General features: G+C 70.4%; 17 protein-coding genes. 9 read left to right on the plus strand and 8 right to left on the minus strand.

Annotation, left to right across the window (positions count from 1 at the left end; genetic code table 11):
• Positions 1–77: 77 nt before the first annotated feature.
• From Pmi06nite_RS01360 to Pmi06nite_RS01375, 4 genes are read right to left on the minus strand one after another with little or no spacing between them, the layout of a single operon-like run.
• On the minus strand, positions 78–563 hold the full coding sequence (locus Pmi06nite_RS01360) for a hypothetical protein (protein WP_203950907.1): 486 nt from the start codon (positions 561–563) through the stop codon (positions 78–80).
• On the minus strand, positions 560–1,720 hold the full coding sequence (locus Pmi06nite_RS01365) for an ArsA family ATPase (RefSeq protein WP_203950908.1): 1,161 nt from the start codon (positions 1,718–1,720) through the stop codon (positions 560–562). The genes Pmi06nite_RS01360 and Pmi06nite_RS01365 overlap by 4 nt, the downstream gene beginning before the upstream one ends.
• Positions 1,717–2,154 (minus strand): SRPBCC family protein, encoded by a 438-nt coding sequence (locus Pmi06nite_RS01370; protein WP_203950909.1) that lies wholly within the window; start codon positions 2,152–2,154, stop codon positions 1,717–1,719. Before Pmi06nite_RS01370 ends, Pmi06nite_RS01365 begins: the two co-directional genes overlap by 4 nt.
• 14 nt (positions 2,155–2,168) lie before the next feature.
• The gene (locus Pmi06nite_RS01375; protein WP_203950910.1) at positions 2,169–2,936 is read right to left on the minus strand and encodes a metallophosphoesterase family protein; all 768 of its coding nucleotides are present in this window, start codon (positions 2,934–2,936) and stop codon (positions 2,169–2,171) included.
• 238 nt (positions 2,937–3,174) lie between these two features.
• Between Pmi06nite_RS01375 and Pmi06nite_RS01380 the strand changes: the two genes are divergently transcribed.
• Positions 3,175–4,959 (plus strand): AMP-dependent synthetase/ligase, encoded by a 1,785-nt coding sequence (locus Pmi06nite_RS01380; RefSeq protein WP_203950911.1) that lies wholly within the window; start codon positions 3,175–3,177, stop codon positions 4,957–4,959.
• Between the two features lie 10 nt (positions 4,960–4,969).
• Here the strand turns inward: Pmi06nite_RS01380 and Pmi06nite_RS01385 are convergent, their stop codons facing one another.
• Together Pmi06nite_RS01385 and Pmi06nite_RS01390 are read right to left on the minus strand one after the other, a co-directional pair.
• A complete protein-coding gene (locus tag Pmi06nite_RS01385) occupies positions 4,970–6,118 on the minus strand; it encodes a glycosyltransferase family 4 protein (protein ID WP_203950912.1) in 1,149 nt (382 codons plus the stop codon).
• Between the two features lie 274 nt (positions 6,119–6,392).
• Positions 6,393–7,244: a peptidase MA family metallohydrolase gene (locus Pmi06nite_RS01390; protein ID WP_203950913.1), complete on the minus strand. Its 852-nt coding sequence runs from the start codon at positions 7,242–7,244 to the stop codon at positions 6,393–6,395.
• Between the two features lie 196 nt (positions 7,245–7,440).
• On the opposite strand from Pmi06nite_RS01390, the gene Pmi06nite_RS01395 reads away from it, so the two are divergent.
• The 5 genes from Pmi06nite_RS01395 to Pmi06nite_RS01415 all read left to right on the plus strand — a co-directional run bounded on the left by Pmi06nite_RS01395 (position 7,441) and on the right by Pmi06nite_RS01415 (position 14,947).
• Positions 7,441–8,841, plus strand: a complete 1,401-nt coding sequence (locus Pmi06nite_RS01395) for an MFS transporter (protein ID WP_203950914.1) — start codon at positions 7,441–7,443, stop codon at positions 8,839–8,841.
• Between the two features lie 49 nt (positions 8,842–8,890).
• Positions 8,891–9,859, plus strand: a complete 969-nt coding sequence (locus tag Pmi06nite_RS01400; protein ID WP_239113451.1) for a LysR family transcriptional regulator — start codon at positions 8,891–8,893, stop codon at positions 9,857–9,859.
• Between the two features lie 101 nt (positions 9,860–9,960).
• The gene (locus Pmi06nite_RS01405; protein ID WP_203950915.1) at positions 9,961–11,121 is read left to right on the plus strand and encodes an NAD-dependent formate dehydrogenase; all 1,161 of its coding nucleotides are present in this window, start codon (positions 9,961–9,963) and stop codon (positions 11,119–11,121) included.
• 91 nt (positions 11,122–11,212) lie between these two features.
• Complete coding sequence (gene argG / locus Pmi06nite_RS01410; RefSeq protein ID WP_203950916.1) at positions 11,213–12,661, plus strand: argininosuccinate synthase; 1,449 nt, start codon at positions 11,213–11,215, stop codon at positions 12,659–12,661.
• Positions 12,662–12,862: 201 nt separating this feature from the next.
• Positions 12,863–14,947 (plus strand): xanthine dehydrogenase family protein molybdopterin-binding subunit, encoded by a 2,085-nt coding sequence (locus Pmi06nite_RS01415; protein ID WP_203950917.1) that lies wholly within the window; start codon positions 12,863–12,865, stop codon positions 14,945–14,947.
• A 71-nt stretch (positions 14,948–15,018) separates the two neighbouring features.
• Here Pmi06nite_RS01415 and Pmi06nite_RS01420 read toward each other — a convergent pair whose 3' ends face one another.
• A complete protein-coding gene (locus Pmi06nite_RS01420; RefSeq protein ID WP_203950918.1) occupies positions 15,019–15,678 on the minus strand; it encodes a TetR/AcrR family transcriptional regulator in 660 nt (219 codons plus the stop codon).
• A gap of 122 nt (positions 15,679–15,800) precedes the next feature.
• Between Pmi06nite_RS01420 and Pmi06nite_RS01425 the strand changes: the two genes are divergently transcribed.
• The 3 genes from Pmi06nite_RS01425 (at position 15,801) to Pmi06nite_RS01435 (ending at position 18,288) form a co-directional block, all read left to right on the plus strand.
• On the plus strand, positions 15,801–17,429 hold the full coding sequence (locus Pmi06nite_RS01425; protein ID WP_203950919.1) for an MDR family MFS transporter: 1,629 nt from the start codon (positions 15,801–15,803) through the stop codon (positions 17,427–17,429).
• Between the two features lie 80 nt (positions 17,430–17,509).
• A complete protein-coding gene (locus Pmi06nite_RS01430; RefSeq protein ID WP_203950920.1) occupies positions 17,510–17,659 on the plus strand; it encodes a hypothetical protein in 150 nt (49 codons plus the stop codon).
• A gap of 11 nt (positions 17,660–17,670) precedes the next feature.
• Positions 17,671–18,288 (plus strand): DedA family protein, encoded by a 618-nt coding sequence (locus Pmi06nite_RS01435; RefSeq protein ID WP_203950921.1) that lies wholly within the window; start codon positions 17,671–17,673, stop codon positions 18,286–18,288.
• Between the two features lie 178 nt (positions 18,289–18,466).
• Here the strand turns inward: Pmi06nite_RS01435 and Pmi06nite_RS01440 are convergent, their stop codons facing one another.
• The gene (locus Pmi06nite_RS01440) at positions 18,467–18,838 is read right to left on the minus strand and encodes a DUF5997 family protein (protein ID WP_203950922.1); all 372 of its coding nucleotides are present in this window, start codon (positions 18,836–18,838) and stop codon (positions 18,467–18,469) included.
• Between the last annotated feature and the right edge of the window lie 52 nt (positions 18,839–18,890).

Consider the following 18,890-nt stretch of genomic DNA (forward strand, 5'->3'; position numbering starts at 1 on the left):
GACTGTCCTCGCCACGAGACCGCACCGCCGGAACCGACCGAAGCCACGCCCGGTCAAATCTGATCGAGCCGATCCAATCAGCCGAGGTCGATGTGTTCCACTCGGGGCTCCCCCTGCCGGGGGCCCGGCGACCCGGAAGACGACCCCGGCGACGCCGAGGACGACCCGGACGACGGCCGCTGCAGAGCGTCGAACGCCTGCCGTACCGCCGCGAACAGCTCTCCGCCCGCCGCGATCAGGTGGTCGGTGACGTCGCCGCCCGACTCCTTCCGTGCGGCGATCACCCGGCACACCGGGCAGGCGCGGCAGATGTACTCGTCGCCGTGCGGCTCCGACACCGCCTCGCCCCACACGTCGTGCTCCCGGTCCCGCTTGTCGCCGCCGCCGAAGCTGATCCCGAACCCGTTGGCGCCGCCCTTCACGACGCCCTTGCCGAACTCCCGGCCCATGCGCTGCTGAAGCGCGTCAAGCAGCTTCATCGCCTCTTCCGCGGCCGAGCCGAGCGGGTCCTGCCGCCGCCCGCCGCTCGTGTCGGCGCCGCTGCTGTCCTTGCCATCTGTCATTTCGCCCCTCCTGCCTCGAACCGTACCCGGAGGCGGCCGTCGGAGAGCGTCGCGGAGGAGATACCCCGGCGAGCGAGGGCCAAAGGCAGGGCGATCACCCGCCGGTAGGGGCCGGCGGTGACGATCAGCTCGTCGCCCTTGCGGGCCAGATCGACGTCGGCCTTGTCGGCGAGCGGCAGGTCGAGCACCAGTTCGTCGGCCGTCAGGCGCAGCGGCGGCTCCGCGTCGGGCCGGGCGAACGGGTCGGCGGAGCCGTACAGCTCCTCGGCGACCTCCGCGAGGGCGGCGGGGCCGACCGGCTCCGCCGCGAGGTACGGCACGGTGCGGACCGGCAGCGGCGCGAACGACTCGTGAACCTCGGTGAGCTGCCTGGCCTGCGCCTCCACCCAGCCCGTGCGCCACTCGTCGGCGCCTTCGACGGGAAAGACGCGGTTGGCGATCACGGCGTCGACGCGGTAGCCGTACAGGCTGAGAGAGGTCAGCGTGCGGCGGGCCTCGGCGACCACGACCGCCTCGGGGGTGAGCACGAGCCGGACGGAGGCGTCGCCGCCGGTCAGCAACTCGCGGATGTCCAGCAGGGCGCGGTGCAGCCGCTCCCCCGCCGAGATGACCTCTCCCTGCGGGACGCTCACCTTCGCGACGTGCCGCAACATCGGGGAGACCGCTTTGAGCACGCGCCGGCCGACCGGGAGAAGGCGGTTGACGTGCCAGTCGAACGCCTCGGGCAGGGCCAGCAGCCGCAGCGTCTCCGCCGTCGGCGCGCAGTCGACCACGATGACGTCCCACGTGCCCGTGCGGGCCTGCTCGCGCAGCTCGAGCAGAGCGATGATCTCCTCCGCCCCGGGCAGGACCGTGATCTCCTCGGAGGTGATCTCGTCGAGGCCGAGCTCGCCGAACAGGTTCCTGACGTAGTCCCGCAGCTCGCCCCAGTGGCGTTCGAGCGACTTCTGGGTGTCGACCTGCTGAAGGAAGAGACCGGGAGCGGCCTCGGCGGGCTCCTCTGACGGGGTGACGGCGAGGGCGTCGGCCAGCGAATGGGCCGTGTCGGTCGACACGACCAGCGTCTTCAGGCCGCGCGCCGCGGCGAGGGTCGCGGTGGCGGCGGCGACGGTGGTCTTGCCGACACCCCCCTTCCCCGTGAAGAGGAGGATCCTCATAGGCTCTCGACGCGCTTCTTGAGCCCGTTCAGCGCGGTGTCGACGAGGACCTTCTCCGCCTTGCGCTTGATCATGCCGATCATGGGGACCTTGAGCTCCACGGCCAGCTCGTACGTCACCTCGGCGCCGTCGCCCGCGTCGGCGAGGCGGTAGCTGCCGCTCAGGCGGGAGAGCATCCGGCCCGCTTCCGCGATCTCCCAGCTGACGACCGTGTCGTCGACCCAGTCGTAGGCGAGGACGTACTGGTCGCTGATCACGCCGGCGTCGATGACGAACCGGACCTTGGACGGCCTGCCGTCCTCTCCGACCTCCAGGATGTCCGCCGTCTTCACCTGGCCCGCCCACTCGGGATAGGCGGGGAAGTCCGCGATCACGGCCATGATCGCGGATCGGTCGGCGCGGATGGTGACACTCGAGGTGGTGCGATCAGCCATGGGCTAACCGTACTTCACCATTCCAGGGCGAAAGGCGTGCCGCGGCCGCGGAAATGGCCGACGTTGACGCACTCGGTCCTGCCGATGCGCGTCCTGCTCACCAGAGGCTGGTGGACATGCCCGAACAGGGCGTATTTGGGCTGGGTGGCCCTGATCGCCTCGAGCGTGGCCTCGCTGCCCCGCTCGAAGCGGCGGGCCACCACGTCGTACAACAACTCCGGGACGGCCGGCGGGATGTGACAGCACAACACGTCGACCTGGCCGACCGCCTCCACCTTCCGCGCGTAGTCCTCGTCGTCGATCTCGTACGGCGTGCGGTAGCGCGTGCGCAGCCCGCCGCCCACGAAGCCGAAGGTCAGGCCGCCTATCTCGACCTTCGCGCCGTCGAGCACCTGGTGGCCCGACCGGAGGTAGTCCTTCCAGAGGAGCGGCAGGTCGACGTTGCCGTAGGTGAGGAACGCGGGCTCGGGCATCACGGCGAAGATCTGCTCGTACTGCCGCCGGACCGCCGACTCGATGTGCCCGCGCGGGTCGCCGCCGAGGGCGGACCACAACTCGGCCGACATCGCCCTGGCGTCGTCGAACCGGCCGGCCGTGCGCAGGCCGATGAACTCGGTGGCCTTCTCCGGGCCGAAGAGGTCGGCGAAGATCCCCTGGGAGTGATCCTGGTAGTCGACGAAGAGGATCAGGTCGCCCAGGCAGACGAGCGCGTCGGCCCCGTCTCCCGCGCGGGCCAGAGCGTCGACCCGGCCGTGGACGTCGCTGACGACATGTACCCGCATGGCGACATCGTAGTACCGCTTCTCGCGCCCCTACCAAGCGCTTGACCGCCGGTCAGACGATTGTCTCCACCCCGTCTGACTGACACTGGTAGCGTGCGCTTGACCCGGGATAACGCCTATATGACGGATCTACCGGTCCGTAACTTTGCGCGGTAACGTCCGGGGAGATCTCAGGGATGACGTCCGCGACGCCGTTCCGGCCTCGCGGAGACCGCCGGTGCGTGACAGAGGAGTGACCGTGCGCGAGTTCAGTGTTCCCGTGCTGGTGGACGTGCCCCCGTCCGCCAACTGCACCGATGTGGTGTTCCAGCGCGCGGTGGACGAGCCCGAAACCGTCGTGATCCGCCGCAAGGACGGCACCGCGGCGGACTCCCCCTGGAACCCGATCACGGCCGCCGAGTTCCGCGCCGACGTGGCCGCGGTCGCCAAGGGCCTGATCGCCGCCGGCGTGGAGTCCGGCGACCGGGTCGGCCTCATGTCCAGGACCCGCTACGAGTGGACCGTCACCGACTACGCCATCTGGGCGGCCGGCGCCGTCGGCGTGCCGATCTACGAGACCTCCTCCCCCGACCAGGTGAAGTGGATCCTGTCCGACAGCGGCGCCAAGGCCGTCGTCGTCGAACTGAAGGGCCACGAGGAGACGGTGCGGGAGGCCCTGCCGGAGTTCCCGCTGGTCTGGCGGATCGACGACGGCGGGATCGACGAGCTGAAGACGCTCGGGTCCGGCGTCGCCGACGACACCCTCGCCGAGCGGCGGGCGAGCAGGGGCGGCCACGACCTCGCCACGATCATCTACACGTCCGGCACCACGGGCATGCCGAAGGGCTGCCGGATCACGCACGACAACCTGCTCTTCACCGCGCGCAACGTCTCCCGCGGCCCCCTGGAGGCGATGTTCGAGGTGGACGACCGGGCGGCGCTGCTGTTCCTGCCCCTCGCCCACAGCTTCGCCCGGATCATCGAGGTGGTGCTGATCGAGACCGGCACGGTCCTCGCGCACACCCCCAACATGAAGAACGTCGCGCCCGACCTGCAGGGGTTCAAGCCCACGTTCCTGCTCGGCGTGCCCCGCGTGTTCGAGAAGGTCTACAACGCCGCCGAGCAGAAGGCCGTGTCCGAGGGCAAGGGCAAGATCTTCCACGCCGCCGTGCGCGCCGCCATCGACTGGAGCCGCGCGGAGAGCGCGGGCGGCGCGGGGTTCGGCGTCCGGACCAAGCACGCGGTCTTCGACAAGCTCGTGTACGGCAAGCTGCGCGCGGCGACGGGTGGAGCCCTGAACACGGCGGTCTCCGGCGGGTCGGCCCTCGGCGAGCGGCTCGGGCACTTCTTCCGCGGCGTCGGCATCGAGGTGCTCGAGGGCTGGGGCCTCACCGAGACGAGCGCTCCGTCGACAGTCAACATCCCGGGCGCCAACAAGATCGGGACGGTCGGCAAGCCGTTCCCCGGTGTGAGCATCAGGATCGGCGACGACGGCGAGGTCCTCGTCAAGGGACGCCACGTCTTCGACGGCTACTGGAACAACGAGCGCGCCACCAAGGAGGCCATCGACCCCGAGGGCTGGTTCCACACCGGTGACGTGGGCGAGCTCGACGGCGACGGCTACCTGAGGATCACCGGCCGCAAGAAGGAGATCCTCGTGACCGCGGGCGGCAAGAACGTCGCCCCCGCGCCGCTCGAGGACGCCATCCGCGCGCACCGGCTGATCAGCCAGGTCATGGTGGTCGGCGACGACCGTCCGTTCATCGCCGCGCTCGTCACGCTCGACCCCGAGGCGATGGACCAGTGGAAGCAGGCCAACGCCAAGACCGAGGTCTCGACGGCCGACCCGGCCCTCCTGGCCGAGGTGCAGGGCGCCGTGGACGTCGCCAACCGCATGGTGTCCAAGCCCGAGCAGATCAAGAAGTTCGTCATTCTCGAGAAGGACCTGACCGAGGAGACCGGCCACCTCACGCCGTCGCTGAAGGTCAAGCGTGCGCTCGTGATGCGCGACTACGCCAAGCAGATCGACGAGCTCTACGGCTGATCCCCGGCCTTCACCGGCACTCCGCGGCGGGCTCGTTTCCCGTCGCGGTGGCCGTGAGGATGCCGGAGAAGCGGGCGGCGACCCGGTCCCAGCCCCACTCCTCCTCGATCCAGGCCCTGCCCCGCTCCCCCATCGCGCGGGCACGGGCCGGGTCGGACAGCAGGCCGGTCAGGGCTCCGGCGATCTCCGTTTCCGACGTGCCGTCGACGACCAGGCCCGTCTCGCCGTGCCGTACGGCGTCGGGGGCGCCGCCCGACGAGCCGGCGACGACGGGGAGCCCGGTGGCCGACGCCTCCAGGTAGACGATGCCGAGCCCCTCGATGTCGAGCCCGGCCAGGCGGCTGCGGCACGGCATGGCGAACACGTCGCCCGCGTCGTAGTGCGCCGGAAGCGTCGCCCACGGCACCGACCCGGTGAACACGACCGAACCCTTCGCGACGTGGCCGGCCGCCGCCCGTTCGAGCGCGTTGCGGGACGGGCCGCCGCCGACCAGGAGCAGCGCGGCGTCGGGGATCTCCCGCAACACCCGCGGCCAGGCCCGGATCAGCATGTCCTGGCCCTTGCGCGGCACCAGGCGGGAGACGCACACGACCACCGGCCTGTCCTCCAGGCCCAGCGACTTGCGGACGCCGGCGCCTCCCGCGCCCGGGTGGAAGGCCGAGGTGTCCACTCCGGGCGCCAGCCGCACCAGCTTGGACTCCGGTATCACCGATGCGAGCCTGCGCCGCGTGTAGTCGCCGAGGTAGGTCACCACGTCCGCGCCCCGGCCGATGCGGCGGAGCATGTCACGGGCGACGGGCAGCCGGGCCCACGACGCCTCGTGCCCGTGGGTGAGCATCACGACCCGGCCCACACCGGCCGAGCGCAGACCGGGCGCGAGCATCCCCAGCGGAGCCGCGGCGCCGAAGACCACGGTGTCGCAGCCCTTGGCCAGCTCCGCCGCCCTCCGGGCGACGCCGGGCGTGGGAAGCATGAGGGTTCCCGGATGCCTGACCACCTCGTACGGCTGCCGCCTGTCGAAGGAGTCCGATCCCCTCCACTTGGGCGCGTAGACGACCACGGAGTCCGCCGGCCGCCGCGAGGCGAGCCCATGGACGAACGCCTGGATCCCCCCGGCCCGCGGCGGAAAGTCATTGGTGACGATCAGTGTCCTCCCCATCGCCACCTTCCCTTCCCCGTGATCATGCACAAATTCGGGATTGCCACCTCTGACCGGCCCTTTCATCTCGCGTGATCATGCACAGACTCGGGAATCCCCCCATCCACCTGCGCGAACGCGTCGCGTGATCATGCACACTTTCGGCAACACCCCCGCCCACCTGGGCGAATCCGCGGCGCGATCATGCACAGGTTCGGCGGACGGCCCGGCCACCTGGGCGAACCCCTCACGTGATCACGCACGTATCCGGACCGGGCACGCCGCGACCGGGTGCTCACGAGGCGGCCACAGGACCGAGCTGCCGCACCACATAATCCCGCCACGCCTCGGTCAGGCCGGGAAGGGTCATGCCCAGCGTGTCCCTGAGGGCCGCCGTGACACCGGACCGCAGGGCGGCACGGTACAGGCCCACCAGCTTGGGTTCTCCGAACCGCTCGGCGATGTAGCGGCACACCAGCCACGCCTCCTCGTACGCCTGCGCGAGCCGTACCGACCCGGACTGGAACTCGGCGCGCCCGGGCAGCTCGCGCGGCGGGGTCCCGGCACGCACCTCCTCGGCGAGCTCGGCCGCGACCGCGCGCACGGGCAGACCGGCGTCCAGATATCCGACGTAGTCGGCGAAACCCTCCACCAGCCAGGCCGGCATGTCTCCCGTGAGCACCGCACCGGTGGCGACATGGGTGAGTTCGTGGGTGAGCACCACCTGACGACCGGTCCGGCTGAGCCGCCCGAAGCCGGACGGGTCGACGATGACGCGGCCCACCCCCGCGAACGCCGCGAATCCCTCGACGTGCGCGGGCGCCGCCAGCTCCGCGGCCTGCGCCTCCGTCGCGGGCACCAGCACGACCGCGTCGACCGGCCCCCAGACCTTGGCGACCGTATGGCCGGCCCGGTCGGCGACCGCGGCGATCTCGGCGGCCTGCCGCGCGGAGCGGCCGACGACGACGGTGTGCTCGCCCCTGGCCACGACCGCCTGCGCCCACATGCCGGGATGCTCCCGCACGATCGCCCGCGCCCTCGGCAACAGGGTGTCGGGCGCCGCGGCGGACGTCGGCCCGGCCACGGCGAAGGCCACCAGGACGGCCGCCAGCACGGACACCGCCCTCGACCGTGCGTGAGCACGCATGCCGAGCATGGTATTGCCCCCATCTGAGGGTTCACCGCCGTCCAGCGGCGTACGAGGCGGCCGCCCGGCCCGGTAACCTTGATCCGTAAGGTGCGGCGAGCCACGTTCGGCGTGGTCTCGTGTCGGGATTTCCGGCCGGCACGACGTCACCGCGATCGGTGGCGTCAAGTCTCTCGTCATCAGAGAGTTCTTCGCCATGCCCGAAATTGGCACCTTTGTCCGCACCTCCCTCAGATGGTGGATCTTCGCCGTCATCCTGGTCGCGGACGTCCTCGATCTGCTGAGCACGACGGTCACCAACATCGCCGTGCCCACCATCCTGCGCGACCTGCACGCCCCGCCGTCCCTGACGCCCTGGCTGGGGTCGGCGTACTCCCTGACGCTCGGCTCCGTCCTGGTGATCGGAGGCAGGATCGGCGACAGGTACGGCTACCGCAGGTCGTTCCTCATCGGCGGCGCGGGGTTCACCGCCGCCTCGCTGCTGTGCGCGCTCGCCTGGAATCCGGCGTCCATCGTCCCCGCGCGTCTCCTGCAGGGCGTGTTCGGCGCCCTGCTGATCCCGCAGGGCTTCAGCATCCTGCTCCGCGCCTTCCCCCGTGCGGAACTCGGCCGCGTCTTCGGCCTCTTCGGCCCGCTCATGGCGGTGGGTTCGATCAGCGGCCCGGTCGTCGCCGGCCTGCTGATCCAGGCGAACCCGCTCGGGCTCGGCTGGCGGGGCGTCTTCGTCGCCAACGCCGTCCTGGGTCTCGCCGTGTTCCTCACCGGCGTACGGGTCCTGCCGCGCGACCCGGGACGCCCGGCGGCGGTGATCGATCCCCTGGCGTCCGTCCTGCTGATGCTCGGAGTCCTCGGCGTGCTCGGCGGCCTCGTCCAGAGCGCGGACCACGGTTGGGACGCGCGGCCGGTGCTCGCGATCGTCCTGGGCGTCGCAGGGCTGGCCCTGTTCACCCTGCACCAGCTTCGCAGTGACGACCCGCTGCTCGCCCCCTCGCTGTTCCGCGACCGGGGCTTCGTCACCGGTGTCCTGCTCGGCGCGTTGTTCTCCGCGGTCGTCGCGGGGCTGCTCTACGTCACCTCCCTGTATCTGCAGGACGGCCTGCGGCTGGTGCCGTCGCAGACCGCGGAGACGATGGCGCCCCTGTCCGTCGGCATCATCATCGCCTCGTTCTCGGCACGAGGCCTCATCGCGAGGCACGGCCGCCGGGTGGTGGCGGCAGGCCTCGCTCTGATCGGCGCGGGAGTGCTCTGCTACCTGATCCTCGTCGGCGCGGACGGGCGATCGATCTGGCCGCTGACCGCTCCGCTGTTCCTGTGCGGGCTCGGAATGGGCTGCTGCTTCGGGTCGATCTTCGCCGTCGCACTCGGCGACGTCGGCGCGGAGGAGTCCGGCAGCGCCAGCGGGACGCTCAACGCCGTCCAGCAACTGTCCAACGCCGTCGGCGCGGCGGGCGTATCGACGATCTTTCTGGCCGTCGGCGCCGCTCACGGCATGCGTGCCGGCGTGTTCACCGTCCTGCTGGCCGTACTGGGCGTGATCGTCCTGTGCGGCCTGTGCCTGCCGCTGCTCCCCCGCACCGCGGCGGCGGATCACCACTGAGTCCCGAAATGACCTAGACGCGGCGGCGGCGGACAGGCGATCCTGTGGCGTGTTGTTGCGCCAGCTGGAATATCTGGTCGCCCTGGCAAGGGAGCGGCACTTCGCCCGTGCCGCCGCCGCCTGCCATGTCTCGCAGCCGTCGTTGTCGGCCGCCATCCGCAAGCTCGAGCGCGAACTCGGCGTCCCTCTCGTACGGCGGGGCCGGCGTTTCGCCGGGCTCACCCCCGAAGGCGACCGCGTCCTGCTCTGGGCCCACCGCATCCTCGCCGAGTGCGACGGGCTGCGGGACGACCTGTCCGTGATGCGCGAGAGCCTGTCGGGCACGCTGCGCATGGGCGCGATACCGACGGCGCTGACGGCGGCGTCGCTGCTGACGACGCCGTTCTGCGAGCGCCACCCGCACGCCAGGGTGTCGTTGTCGTCGTTGTCGTCCAGGGAGATCAACAGGCAGCTCGCCGATTTCGAGATCGATGTGGCGATGACCTACCTCGACGACGACGAGCTCGGCGGCGTGCGCGCGAGCCCGCTGTACGAGGAGCGCTATCTGCTGCTCACCCCGGACGACGGCACGCTGGCCGGGCGGGACGTCGCGCGCTGGGCGGAGGTCGCCGCGCTGCCGTTGTGCCTGCTGGCTCCCGAGATGCGCAACCGGCGCATCCTGGACGGCATCTTCCGCGCCGCCGGCGCCGTCGCGGTGCCCGCCATCGAGACCGACACCGTCTCGGCGCTGTACGCCCACGTGGCCACGCACCGGTGGTCGAGCGTCATCGCGCACGCCTGGCTGTACATGTTCGGCGTGCCCGACGGCATGCGGGTCGTCCGGATGGAACAGCCCGCGCAGGTGCCCCGGGTCGGCCTGGTCGTCGCGGACCGGAGCCCCGAACCGGTCCTCGCCGGCGCACTGCTGGAGATCACCCGGGGGCTGGACCTGCGCGACACCCTGGACCGGCTGCTGCGTGACCACCTCGCGCCGCTGCCGACGGCCGTGCCGCCGCAGGCACGCACGGAGAACTCATAGAAGCGTCCTATCTCGCGATAGGAACTTTCGCTTTGACGTGCGGATATGCCCGCGCGGATGGTGGAGGCATCTGCCCCCGTCCTCAATGAGGAGTCGACACCATGGCGAAAGTGCTCTGCGTCCTGTACGACGACCCGACCGACGGATACCCCACCACGTACGCCCGGGACGACCTGCCGGTCATCGACGCCTACCCCGGCGGCCAGACCCTGCCGACGCCCAAGGCCGTCGACTTCACCCCCGGCCACCTGCTCGGCAGCGTCTCGGGCGAACTCGGCCTGCGCCGCTTCCTCGAAGAGCGCGGACACACCCTGGTCGTCACCTCCGACAAGGAAGGCGCCGACTCGGTCTTCGACCGCGAACTGCCCGACACCGACGTGGTCGTCTCCCAGCCGTTCTGGCCGGCCTACCTGACCGCCGAACGCATCGCCAAAGCACCCAAGCTCAAACTCGCCGTCACCGCCGGAATCGGCTCCGACCACGTCGACCTCGACGCGGCCATCGCCCACGGCATCACCGTCGCCGAAGTCACCTACTGCAACAGCATCAGCGTCGCCGAGCACGTCGTCATGATGATCCTGGCCCAGGTGCGCAACTACATCCCCTCCCACCAGGTGGTGCTCGACGGAGGATGGAACATCGCCGACTGCGTGAGCCGCTCCTACGACGTGGAGGGCATGCAGATCGGCACCGTCGCCGCAGGACGGATCGGCCTGGCCGTGCTGCGCAGGCTGAAGCCGTTCGACGTGCGCCTGCACTACACCGACCGGCACCGGCTCCCCCGCGAGATCGAGGAGGAACTGAACCTCACCTGGCACGCCAGCACCCAGGAGATGGTCCCCTTCTGCGACGTGGTGACGGTCAACGCCCCCCTGCACCCCGAGACCGAGGGCCTGTTCGACGACAAGCTCATCTCCACCATGAAGCGCGGCGCCTACCTGATCAACACCGCCCGGGCGAAGATCGCCGACCGCGACTCCGTCGTCCGGGCCCTGGAAAGCGGCCAACTGGCCGGCTACGCGGGCGACGTCTGGTACCCCCAGCCCGCCCCCGCCGACCATCCCTGGCGGACCATGCCCCACCACGGCATGACCCCCCACATCTCCGGGTCGTCCCTGTCCGCCCAAGCCCGTTACGCGGCCGGAACCCGGGAGATCCTCGAAGCCTGGTTCGACGGAACCCCGATCCGCGACGAATACCTCATCGTCCAAGGCGGAGGCCTCGCCGGCGTCGGAGCCCACTCCTACTCCACCCGCACCTGACCGACCGGCTGTCCCGGTGGAGACATGGCGTCTCCACCGGGGCCTCGAAGGCATTGCATGGTCATGCATTAGTGTGTATATACTTCTACTCGTGTCCAAAGTGCTCACCTCTCTGCCTGTCGGCGAACGTGTCGGGATCGCCTTCTCCGGAGGCCTCGACACCTCGGTAGCGGTCGCGTGGATGCGCGAGAAGGGTGCAGTGCCGTGCACCTATACCGCTGACATCGGCCAATACGACGAGCCCAACATCGCCTCGGTGCCCGGGCGCGCCACGGCGTACGGCGCGGAGATCGCCCGGCTGGTCGACTGCCGGGCGGCGCTCGTGGAGGAGGGTCTCGCAGCCCTGGCCTGCGGGGCGTTCCACATCCGGTCCGGCGGCCGCACCTACTTCAACACCACCCCGCTCGGCCGGGCCGTCACGGGCACTCTGCTGGTGCGCGCGATGCTCGAGGACGACGTGCAGATCTGGGGGGACGGGTCCACCTTCAAGGGCAACGACATCGAGCGGTTCTACCGTTACGGCCTGCTCGCCAACCCCTCTCTGCGGATCTACAAGCCGTGGCTGGACGCCGACTTCGTCAGCGAGCTCGGCGGTCGCACGGAGATGTCCCAGTGGCTGCTCGCCCGCGGCCTGCCCTATCGGGACAGCACGGAGAAGGCCTACTCCACCGACGCGAACATCTGGGGCGCGACTCACGAGGCCAAGGCGCTCGAGCACCTCGACGCGGGCATCGAGATCGTCGAACCGATCATGGGCGTGCGGTTCTGGGACCCCGCGGTCGAGGTGGTCGCCGAGGACGTCACGATCGGCTTCGAGCACGGACGGCCGGTGACGATCAACGGCAAGGAGTTCGCCTCCGCCGTCGACCTGGTGCTGGAGGCCAACGCCATCGGCGGACGGCACGGCATGGGCATGTCCGACCAGATCGAGAACCGGGTCATCGAGGCCAAGAGCCGGGGCATCTACGAGGCACCGGGAATGGCGCTGCTGCACGCGTCGTACGAGCGGCTGGTCAGCGCGATCCACAACGAGGACACCCTCGCCAGCTACCACAACGAGGGGCGGCGACTGGGCAGGCTGCTGTACGAAGGCCGCTGGCTGGACCCGCAGGCGCTGATGCTGCGCGAGTCCCTGCAGCGCTGGGTCGGAACGGCGGTCACCGGCGAGGTGACCCTGCGGCTGCGGCGCGGTGAGGACTACTCCGTCCTGGCCACGTCGGGTCCGGCGTTCAGCTACCACCCGGACAAGCTCTCCATGGAACGGGTCGAGGACTCCGCCTTCGGGCCGGTCGACCGCATCGGCCAGCTGACCATGCGCAACCTCGACATCGCCGACTCTCGCGCCAAGCTGGAGCAGTACGCCGGACTCGGCATGGTCGGCAGTCAGCACCCGACGTTGATCGGCGTCGCACAGGCGGCCTCGACCGGGCTGATCGGCGCGATGCCCGAGGGCGGGGCCGAGGCGATCGCCTCCCGCGGAGAGATCCCCGTCGACGACGAGTTGCTCGATCACGCCGCGATGGAGTCCGGCACGGACTGACCGGACACGACGGAGATCGCGTGCGGTGCCGGCCGGCACCGCACGCGGACCCGCGGGGTGCCGCTCTTCAGGTCAAGCAGGCTCATATTTCCCTATAGATGGAAATTATCCGCTCAAGGGTAGAAATTCGCCCATGATGGATGAAATCCACCGGCCCGGCATGGCCCTTCTCGTCCGCACGCTCGCGGTACCGGTGATCCCATGACGCTCACGGGCACGCAGGCGGTCGGGGCGGCCTTGACCCGGATCGAGGGGAAGGAGAAGGTCACCGGGACGGCCCGCTACGCGTTCGAGAACGCGCAGGACCGCGACACCGCCTACACCGTGCCGGTGCAGGCGGCCATCGCCCGGGGTGAGGTCATCACCGTGGACACCGGGGCGGCGCTCACCCTGCCGGGCGTCATCGCGGTGATCTGGTACGGCAACGCGCCCCGTCTGGGCCCCTCCGACGACCGCGAACTCGCCCTGTTCCAGTCGAACAGGGTGGCGTACCGAGGACAGATCGTGGCGGCGGTGATCGCGGAGACGATCGAGACGGCCCGCGAGGCGGCCGGCCAGGTGCGGATCGAGTACGCCCAGGAGCAGCACGACGTGGTCCTGCGGGTCGACGACCCCAAGATGTACAAACCGTCGAAGGTGGCGCCCGACTACCCGACCGACACCGAACTGGGCGACCCGGACGCGGCGCTGCGGGAGGCGGCCGTCAGCGTCGACCTGACGTACACCACGCCTGCCCAGCACAACAACCCGATGGAGCCGCACTCGACGGTGGCCGTCTGGGAGAACGACGGCCTCACGCTGTACGACTCCAACCAGGGATCATCGACGGTCCGCGACGTGCTGGCCAGGCTGTTCGGACTCCCCCCTGACCGGGTGCGCGTGATCGCACCCCACGTCGGCGGCGGCTTCGGCTCCAAGTTGGCGCCCCATCCCCCGGTGGTCCTCGCCGCAATCGCCGCGAAGGTGAGCGGCCGGGCGGTGAAGGTCGCCACGACCCGGCAGCAGATGTTCTCCCTGGTGGGCTACCGCACGCCGATCATCCAGCGGGTCCGCCTGGGCGCCGCCGGCGACGGCGGGCTGACGGCCATCATCCACGACGCCTTCGAGCAGACCTCGACCGTCAAGGAGTTCGCCGAGCAGACGACGACCCCGACCCGCGTCATGTACGCGGCGCCCAACCGCCGGACGACCCACCGGCTGACGGCCCTCGACGTGCCCACCCCGACCTTCATGCGGGCGCCCGGCGAGTGCCCGGGGATGTTCGCCCTGGAGTCGGCGATGGACGAACTGGCCATCGCCTGCGGGATGGACCCGATCGAGTTGCGCATCCGCAACGAACCCGCGACGGACCCGGAGACCGGCCAGCCGTTCAGCTCGCGCAGTCTCGTCGCCTGCCTGCGCGAGGGGGCGAGGCGGTTCGGGTGGGCGGATCGCGACCCCGCCCCCGGCGTGCGCAGAGACGGCCGCCGACTGGTCGGGACCGGTGTGGCCGCCTCGACCTACCCGTCCTACCGCCGCCCGTCCGAGGCCACGGCGCGTGCGGAGACCGACGGCCGTTTCACGGTGGGCGTCGCCGCAGCCGACATCGGCACGGGCGCACGCACGGTGCTGACCCAGATCGCCGCCGACGCGCTGCGCGCCCCTCTGGAGAAGGTGCGCGTGGAGGTCGGCGACAGCCGCCTGCCCACCGCGCCGATCGCCGGCGGGTCGATGGGCACCGCGTCCTGGGGCACGGCCGTCGTGCGGGCCTGCGAGGCGCTGCTGGAGGAGATCGACCGCCGGAACGGCACGCGGCCGATCGAGGTCCGCGTCAACACGGCCGATGAGATCGCGTCGCAGCCGCGGCTCTCGCGGCACGCCTTCGGGGCGCAGTTCGCCGAGGTCAGGGTCGACATGGACACCGGTGAGGTACGGGTGTCCCGCCTGCTCGGCGTCTTCGGCGTCGGCCGGGTGATCAACCCGAAGACGGCGAGATCGCAGTTCATCGGCGGCATGACGATGGGAATCGGCATGGCGTTGATGGAGGAGAGCGTCATGGACGCGGAGTTCGGCGACTACCTCAACCACGACTTCGCCCAGTACCACATCGCGGCGTGCGCCGACGTGCCCGCCATCGAGGCGTACTGGATCGAGGAGGAGGACACGCGGATCAACCCGATGGGCTCCAAGGGCATCGGCGAGATCGGCATCGTCGGCACGGCCGCGGCCATCGCCAACGCGGTCCACCACGCCACCGGCATCCGGGTGCGCGACCTGCCCATGCGCATCGACCGACTGCTGGGCTGAAACGCCGTCGTCCTTCGGTCCGCGGATCGCCCTTCTCGGCCCGGCCGAGTCGGGCCTGCCGCGTTCGCCGCTTATCCGCCTGCCGTTCCGGGGAGTTCGGGCGCCTGCGCGCTTTCCTCGGAGTCGGGGAGTTCCGGGGCCGGGAAGAGGTCGCCGATCAACAGCCTCGCCGCTTGCATGGCCGTGGTGAGGATGTCGGCGTCCGCGGCCTCGGTACCCTGGGCGGCCAGCACGGTGTTGTGCACGCTGAGCAGGGCCAGCCGGACGCGCAGGCGATCCTGCAGCGGTGTGCCGGGGCCGAGGATGAGCTGCGCCGCCCTGTCGATCCGTTCCAGCACTCCGCCCTGGCCTGAGGGCAGCGCCGTGCGTAGCGCGGTGTGGTTGGCGGCCGCGAACCGCATGGTCCGCAGTCCCCGCGTGGCGCTCAGGGCGAGCCAGCGCCCCAGCAACTCCGAGGAGAGCTCGGGAGTGTGCGGTCGATCCGCGGCCCAGTCGAGGATCGCGTCGAGCGCTCCCAGGTGCTCTTGGAACAGGCTGAGGATGATCGCTTCTTTGCTGTCGAAGTGGTAGTAGAGCGCGGCCTTGGTGATGCCGAGTTGCTCGGCGATCTCGCGCATCGAGGTGGCGTCGTAACCGCGCTCGGTGAACAGGGACAGCGCGGCCTCCTGGATCTCGGCCCGCGTCTGGCTGCCCTTGCGCCGAGCGGCCGTCACCTGCTCCGTCTTCGTCATCGGTCTTCCCCTGCTTTGGAGGCGCTGCTCCCCCGAGTCTACACCGTTTGCTTACCGGCCGGTTAGCAAGTAAGCTTGCCGACCGACAGGTAAGTTTTGGCGTGTAAGAGAAGGAGATCGCCATGGCGGCGAAGGACCGCGTGACAGACGCGGATGGTCCTCCGGCGGCAGGAGGGCAGGTCGGGCTGGGGTTCAGTCACCGCCAGATCCTGGTGACGATGAGCGGCCTGGTCATCGCCATGCTGCTGGCGATGCTGGACAACATGATCGTCGCCCCGGCGCTGCCCACGATCGTCGGCGAATTGGGCGGCCTGAACCACCTTGCCTGGGTGGCCACCGGCTACGTGCTGGCCTCCACCGTGGCCACGCCGATCTGGGGCAAGCTCGGTGACCTGTTCGGCCGGCGCATCACCTTCGTCGCCGCCGTGGCGCTCTTCCTGCTCGGGTCGGCGTTGTGCGGAGTCTCCCAGGACATGGCGCAGCTGATCGGCTTCCGCGCGCTGCAGGGCCTGGGTGCCGGCGGCCTGATGGTGGGCGTGTTGTCGATCATCGGTGAGATGATCCCGCCGCGCGACCGCAGCAAGTACCAGGGCGTGATGATGGCCGTCATGCCGGTGGCGATGATCGGTGGCCCGCTGATCGGCGGCTTCATCACCGACAACCTCAGCTGGCGCTGGGCCTTCTACGTCAACCTGCCGCTAGGCGCAGTCACCCTCGCCCTGTGCTGGATCACTCTGGCCAAGCTGCCCCAGGGCACCGGCAAGGCCGTGATCGACTGGTGGGGCACCGCTCTGCTGACGGTGTGGATCACCGCGCTGGTGCTCATCACCAGCTGGGGCGGCACCCAGTACGACTGGGGTTCACCGCAGATCCTCGGCCTGGCCGTGGCGGCGGTGGCCGGGTTCGTCGCCTTCGTGATCGTCCAGCGACGCGCCGCCGAGCCGATCATGCCGCTGCGGGTCTTCAAGAGCCGCAACTTCTCGCTGTCCGGCGCGGTCGCCTTCATCTCCGGCTTCGCGATGTTCGGCGCCATGGGCTTCCTTCCGCAGTTCCAGCAGTTCGTCCAGGGCGCGTCGGCCACCAACAGCGGCCTGCTGCTCATGCCGATGATGATCGCCGCGATGGTCGTCAGCCTGGGCGGCGGCGCCCTGATCAGCAAGACCGGGCACTACAAATCGCTGCCGATCATCGGCTCCATCCTGGTCACCGCCGGCCTGGCGCTGTTCGCCACGATGGACGTCGGCACCTCCGCCACGGTGTCCAGCCTCTACATGGTGGTTCTGGGCGCCGGTATGGGCGCGATGATGCAGACCAGCACTCTCATCGCCCAAAACAGCCTCGACCTGCGCGACATGGGCGCGGGCACCGGAGTGTCGACCTTCCTGCGCAACATGGGCAGCTCGCTCGGCATCTCACTGCTCGGCGCCGTCTACACCAGTCACCTGGCCGACTCCCTGGTCGCCGCCGGGCCCGGCGCACAGAGCGTGGCCGCGTCCGCCACCTCGATGACCCCGCAGGCGCTGCGAGCCCTGCCCCAAGCGGCCCAGCACCTGTTCCAGCAGGCCGTCACCGACGGCATCACCGCGCTGTTCACCTGGGGCGCGGCCGTGGCGGCCGTCGGCATCGTCCTGGCCCTGTTCATCCGCCAGGTCCCGCTGCGCAGCGCCGCCAAGCCCCAGACCGCCACGCCCGACTCCGACGCCGGGGCCGACTCCGACGCTGTCGCCGAGCCGGTCGCGGCGAGGAGTTGAGTTCCTCCGAACCGGAGCAGATCGCCGGGTGAGACTCCGAGCCCAGACCACCGCACCGGTTCACCAAATCAGGAGAGACCGTGAAGTCGACCGTCCTCGGCGGCACCGGATCCGTCGGTGTGCCGATCAGCGCCGCCGATCCCCATGACAAGCCCCGCCGGATGGTCACCGCCGTCCGACGGGTCACCCCTGGCGCCTGCCGCGACATCGCCGGCATTACCAGGCCCTGAACGACGCCATCATGCTCGACCTCGCGCTCCCCACGACCCCGCTGCTCGCCTACCTGACGGTCGGCGTGATCGCGGCGCTGGACCTGTTCCTGCCGATCTTGCCCACCGGATCCCTGCTGATCGCCGGTGGCGCGCTCGCCGCCCGGGGCGACCTTTCCTCCATCGCCGTCATGGCCGCCGGCGGTGTCGGCGCCTGGGCCGGCGACCTGGGCGGCTACCGCATCGGCCGGAGAATCGCCCGCCGTCTCGCCGACCTGCGCACCGCTCCGCCTTCCGCCACCGGCCGCCGCGACTCGCCCCTCAGGAAATGGCAGGCCCGCGTCCTGCGGCCCAGCGTGCTCACCCTGATCGCCGCCCGCTACCTGCCTGCCGGCCGTACGATCGCGGCGGTCACCGCTGGGCGGCGCGCCTACCCCTGGCGCCGCTACGCCCTTTACGCCCTGGCCGCCGAGGCCCTGTGGGCGGTTCCCGCGGTCCTGCTCGGCCTTCTGGGCGGTCACCTCATCCCCACCCCGGTCCTGGCCGGTGCGGGCCTGATCTTCCTGGCCGCCACCGTCATCATCGCCGTCGCCCGCCGCGTGCCCGCGCTTCGCACCGCCCACCTGGCGGAGGACGACCCGTCGCCGTAACGAAGAACCGCGGCTCAACCGGCACGTCGGCGCGGGCACCTTCATACGGCGTCATACGGCCATGGCACCGCGTCTGGGCCTCACCAGTGGGTCCTCAAGCCGACGATCGGCTCTCACTCAGCCAGGCGGTTGCGGCGAGACGTGTCCGGGCTCGGAGACGTGCGCGACCCTCGTCTGTCTAAGGTTGCTCGAGGCGGAGTGCCTCTTTGCGGGCCTCGGCGTGGATGGACCGCTCGCGCTCCAGCCACGCAGGGTTCTCCGCTTTCAGCGCATCGATCTCCGCAGTGGTGAGCGGTCCCGTGATCCCACCTCTGATCAGGCCGGAAGTGGAGACCCTGAGCTTCGCGGCGATGACCTGCTTGGGGTGCGGGCCGTTGCGACGCAGGTCGGCGAGCCAGGCGGGCGGCTTCGACTGCAACTCGTTCAGCTCGTCCCGGGAGACGACGCCCTCCTGGAACTCGGCGGGAGTGGCCGAGAGGAGGACACCCAGCTTCTTGGCCGCGGTCGCGGGCTTCATCGTCTGGATGGTCTTTGGTTTGGGCGAGCTCATGGTGCCAAGAGTAGTCAGTCGGAACGGGATCCCCTGACATCGCTACCCTGTG

Origin of the sequence: Planotetraspora mira (assembly GCF_016863275.1) — a bacterium.
In the GTDB taxonomy this organism is placed as follows: domain Bacteria; phylum Actinomycetota; class Actinomycetes; order Streptosporangiales; family Streptosporangiaceae; genus Planotetraspora; species Planotetraspora mira.

Excerpts from the sequence above, each read along its gene's own strand:
- Pmi06nite_RS01440 (WP_203950922.1), bottom strand. The coding sequence starts at position 18,838 with ATGAGCTCGCCCAAACCAAAGACCATCCAGACGATGAAGCCCGCGACC.
- Pmi06nite_RS01360 (WP_203950907.1), bottom strand. The coding sequence starts at position 563 with ATGACAGATGGCAAGGACAGCAGCGGCGCCGACACGAGCGGCGGGCGG.
- Pmi06nite_RS01370 (WP_203950909.1), bottom strand. The coding sequence starts at position 2,154 with ATGGCTGATCGCACCACCTCGAGTGTCACCATCCGCGCCGACCGATCC.
- Pmi06nite_RS01385 (WP_203950912.1), bottom strand. The coding sequence starts at position 6,118 with ATGGGGAGGACACTGATCGTCACCAATGACTTTCCGCCGCGGGCCGGG.
- Pmi06nite_RS01395 (WP_203950914.1), top strand. The coding sequence starts at position 7,441 with ATGCCCGAAATTGGCACCTTTGTCCGCACCTCCCTCAGATGGTGGATC.
- Pmi06nite_RS01425 (WP_203950919.1), top strand. The coding sequence starts at position 15,801 with ATGGCGGCGAAGGACCGCGTGACAGACGCGGATGGTCCTCCGGCGGCA.
- Pmi06nite_RS01365 (WP_203950908.1), bottom strand. The coding sequence starts at position 1,720 with ATGAGGATCCTCCTCTTCACGGGGAAGGGGGGTGTCGGCAAGACCACC.
- Pmi06nite_RS01405 (WP_203950915.1), top strand. The coding sequence starts at position 9,961 with ATGGCGAAAGTGCTCTGCGTCCTGTACGACGACCCGACCGACGGATAC.
- Pmi06nite_RS01375 (WP_203950910.1), bottom strand. The coding sequence starts at position 2,936 with ATGCGGGTACATGTCGTCAGCGACGTCCACGGCCGGGTCGACGCTCTG.
- Pmi06nite_RS01435 (WP_203950921.1), top strand. The coding sequence starts at position 17,671 with ATGCTCGACCTCGCGCTCCCCACGACCCCGCTGCTCGCCTACCTGACG.
- Pmi06nite_RS01390 (WP_203950913.1), bottom strand. The coding sequence starts at position 7,244 with ATGCGTGCTCACGCACGGTCGAGGGCGGTGTCCGTGCTGGCGGCCGTC.
- Pmi06nite_RS01415 (WP_203950917.1), top strand. The coding sequence starts at position 12,863 with ATGACGCTCACGGGCACGCAGGCGGTCGGGGCGGCCTTGACCCGGATC.
- Pmi06nite_RS01420 (WP_203950918.1), bottom strand. The coding sequence starts at position 15,678 with ATGACGAAGACGGAGCAGGTGACGGCCGCTCGGCGCAAGGGCAGCCAG.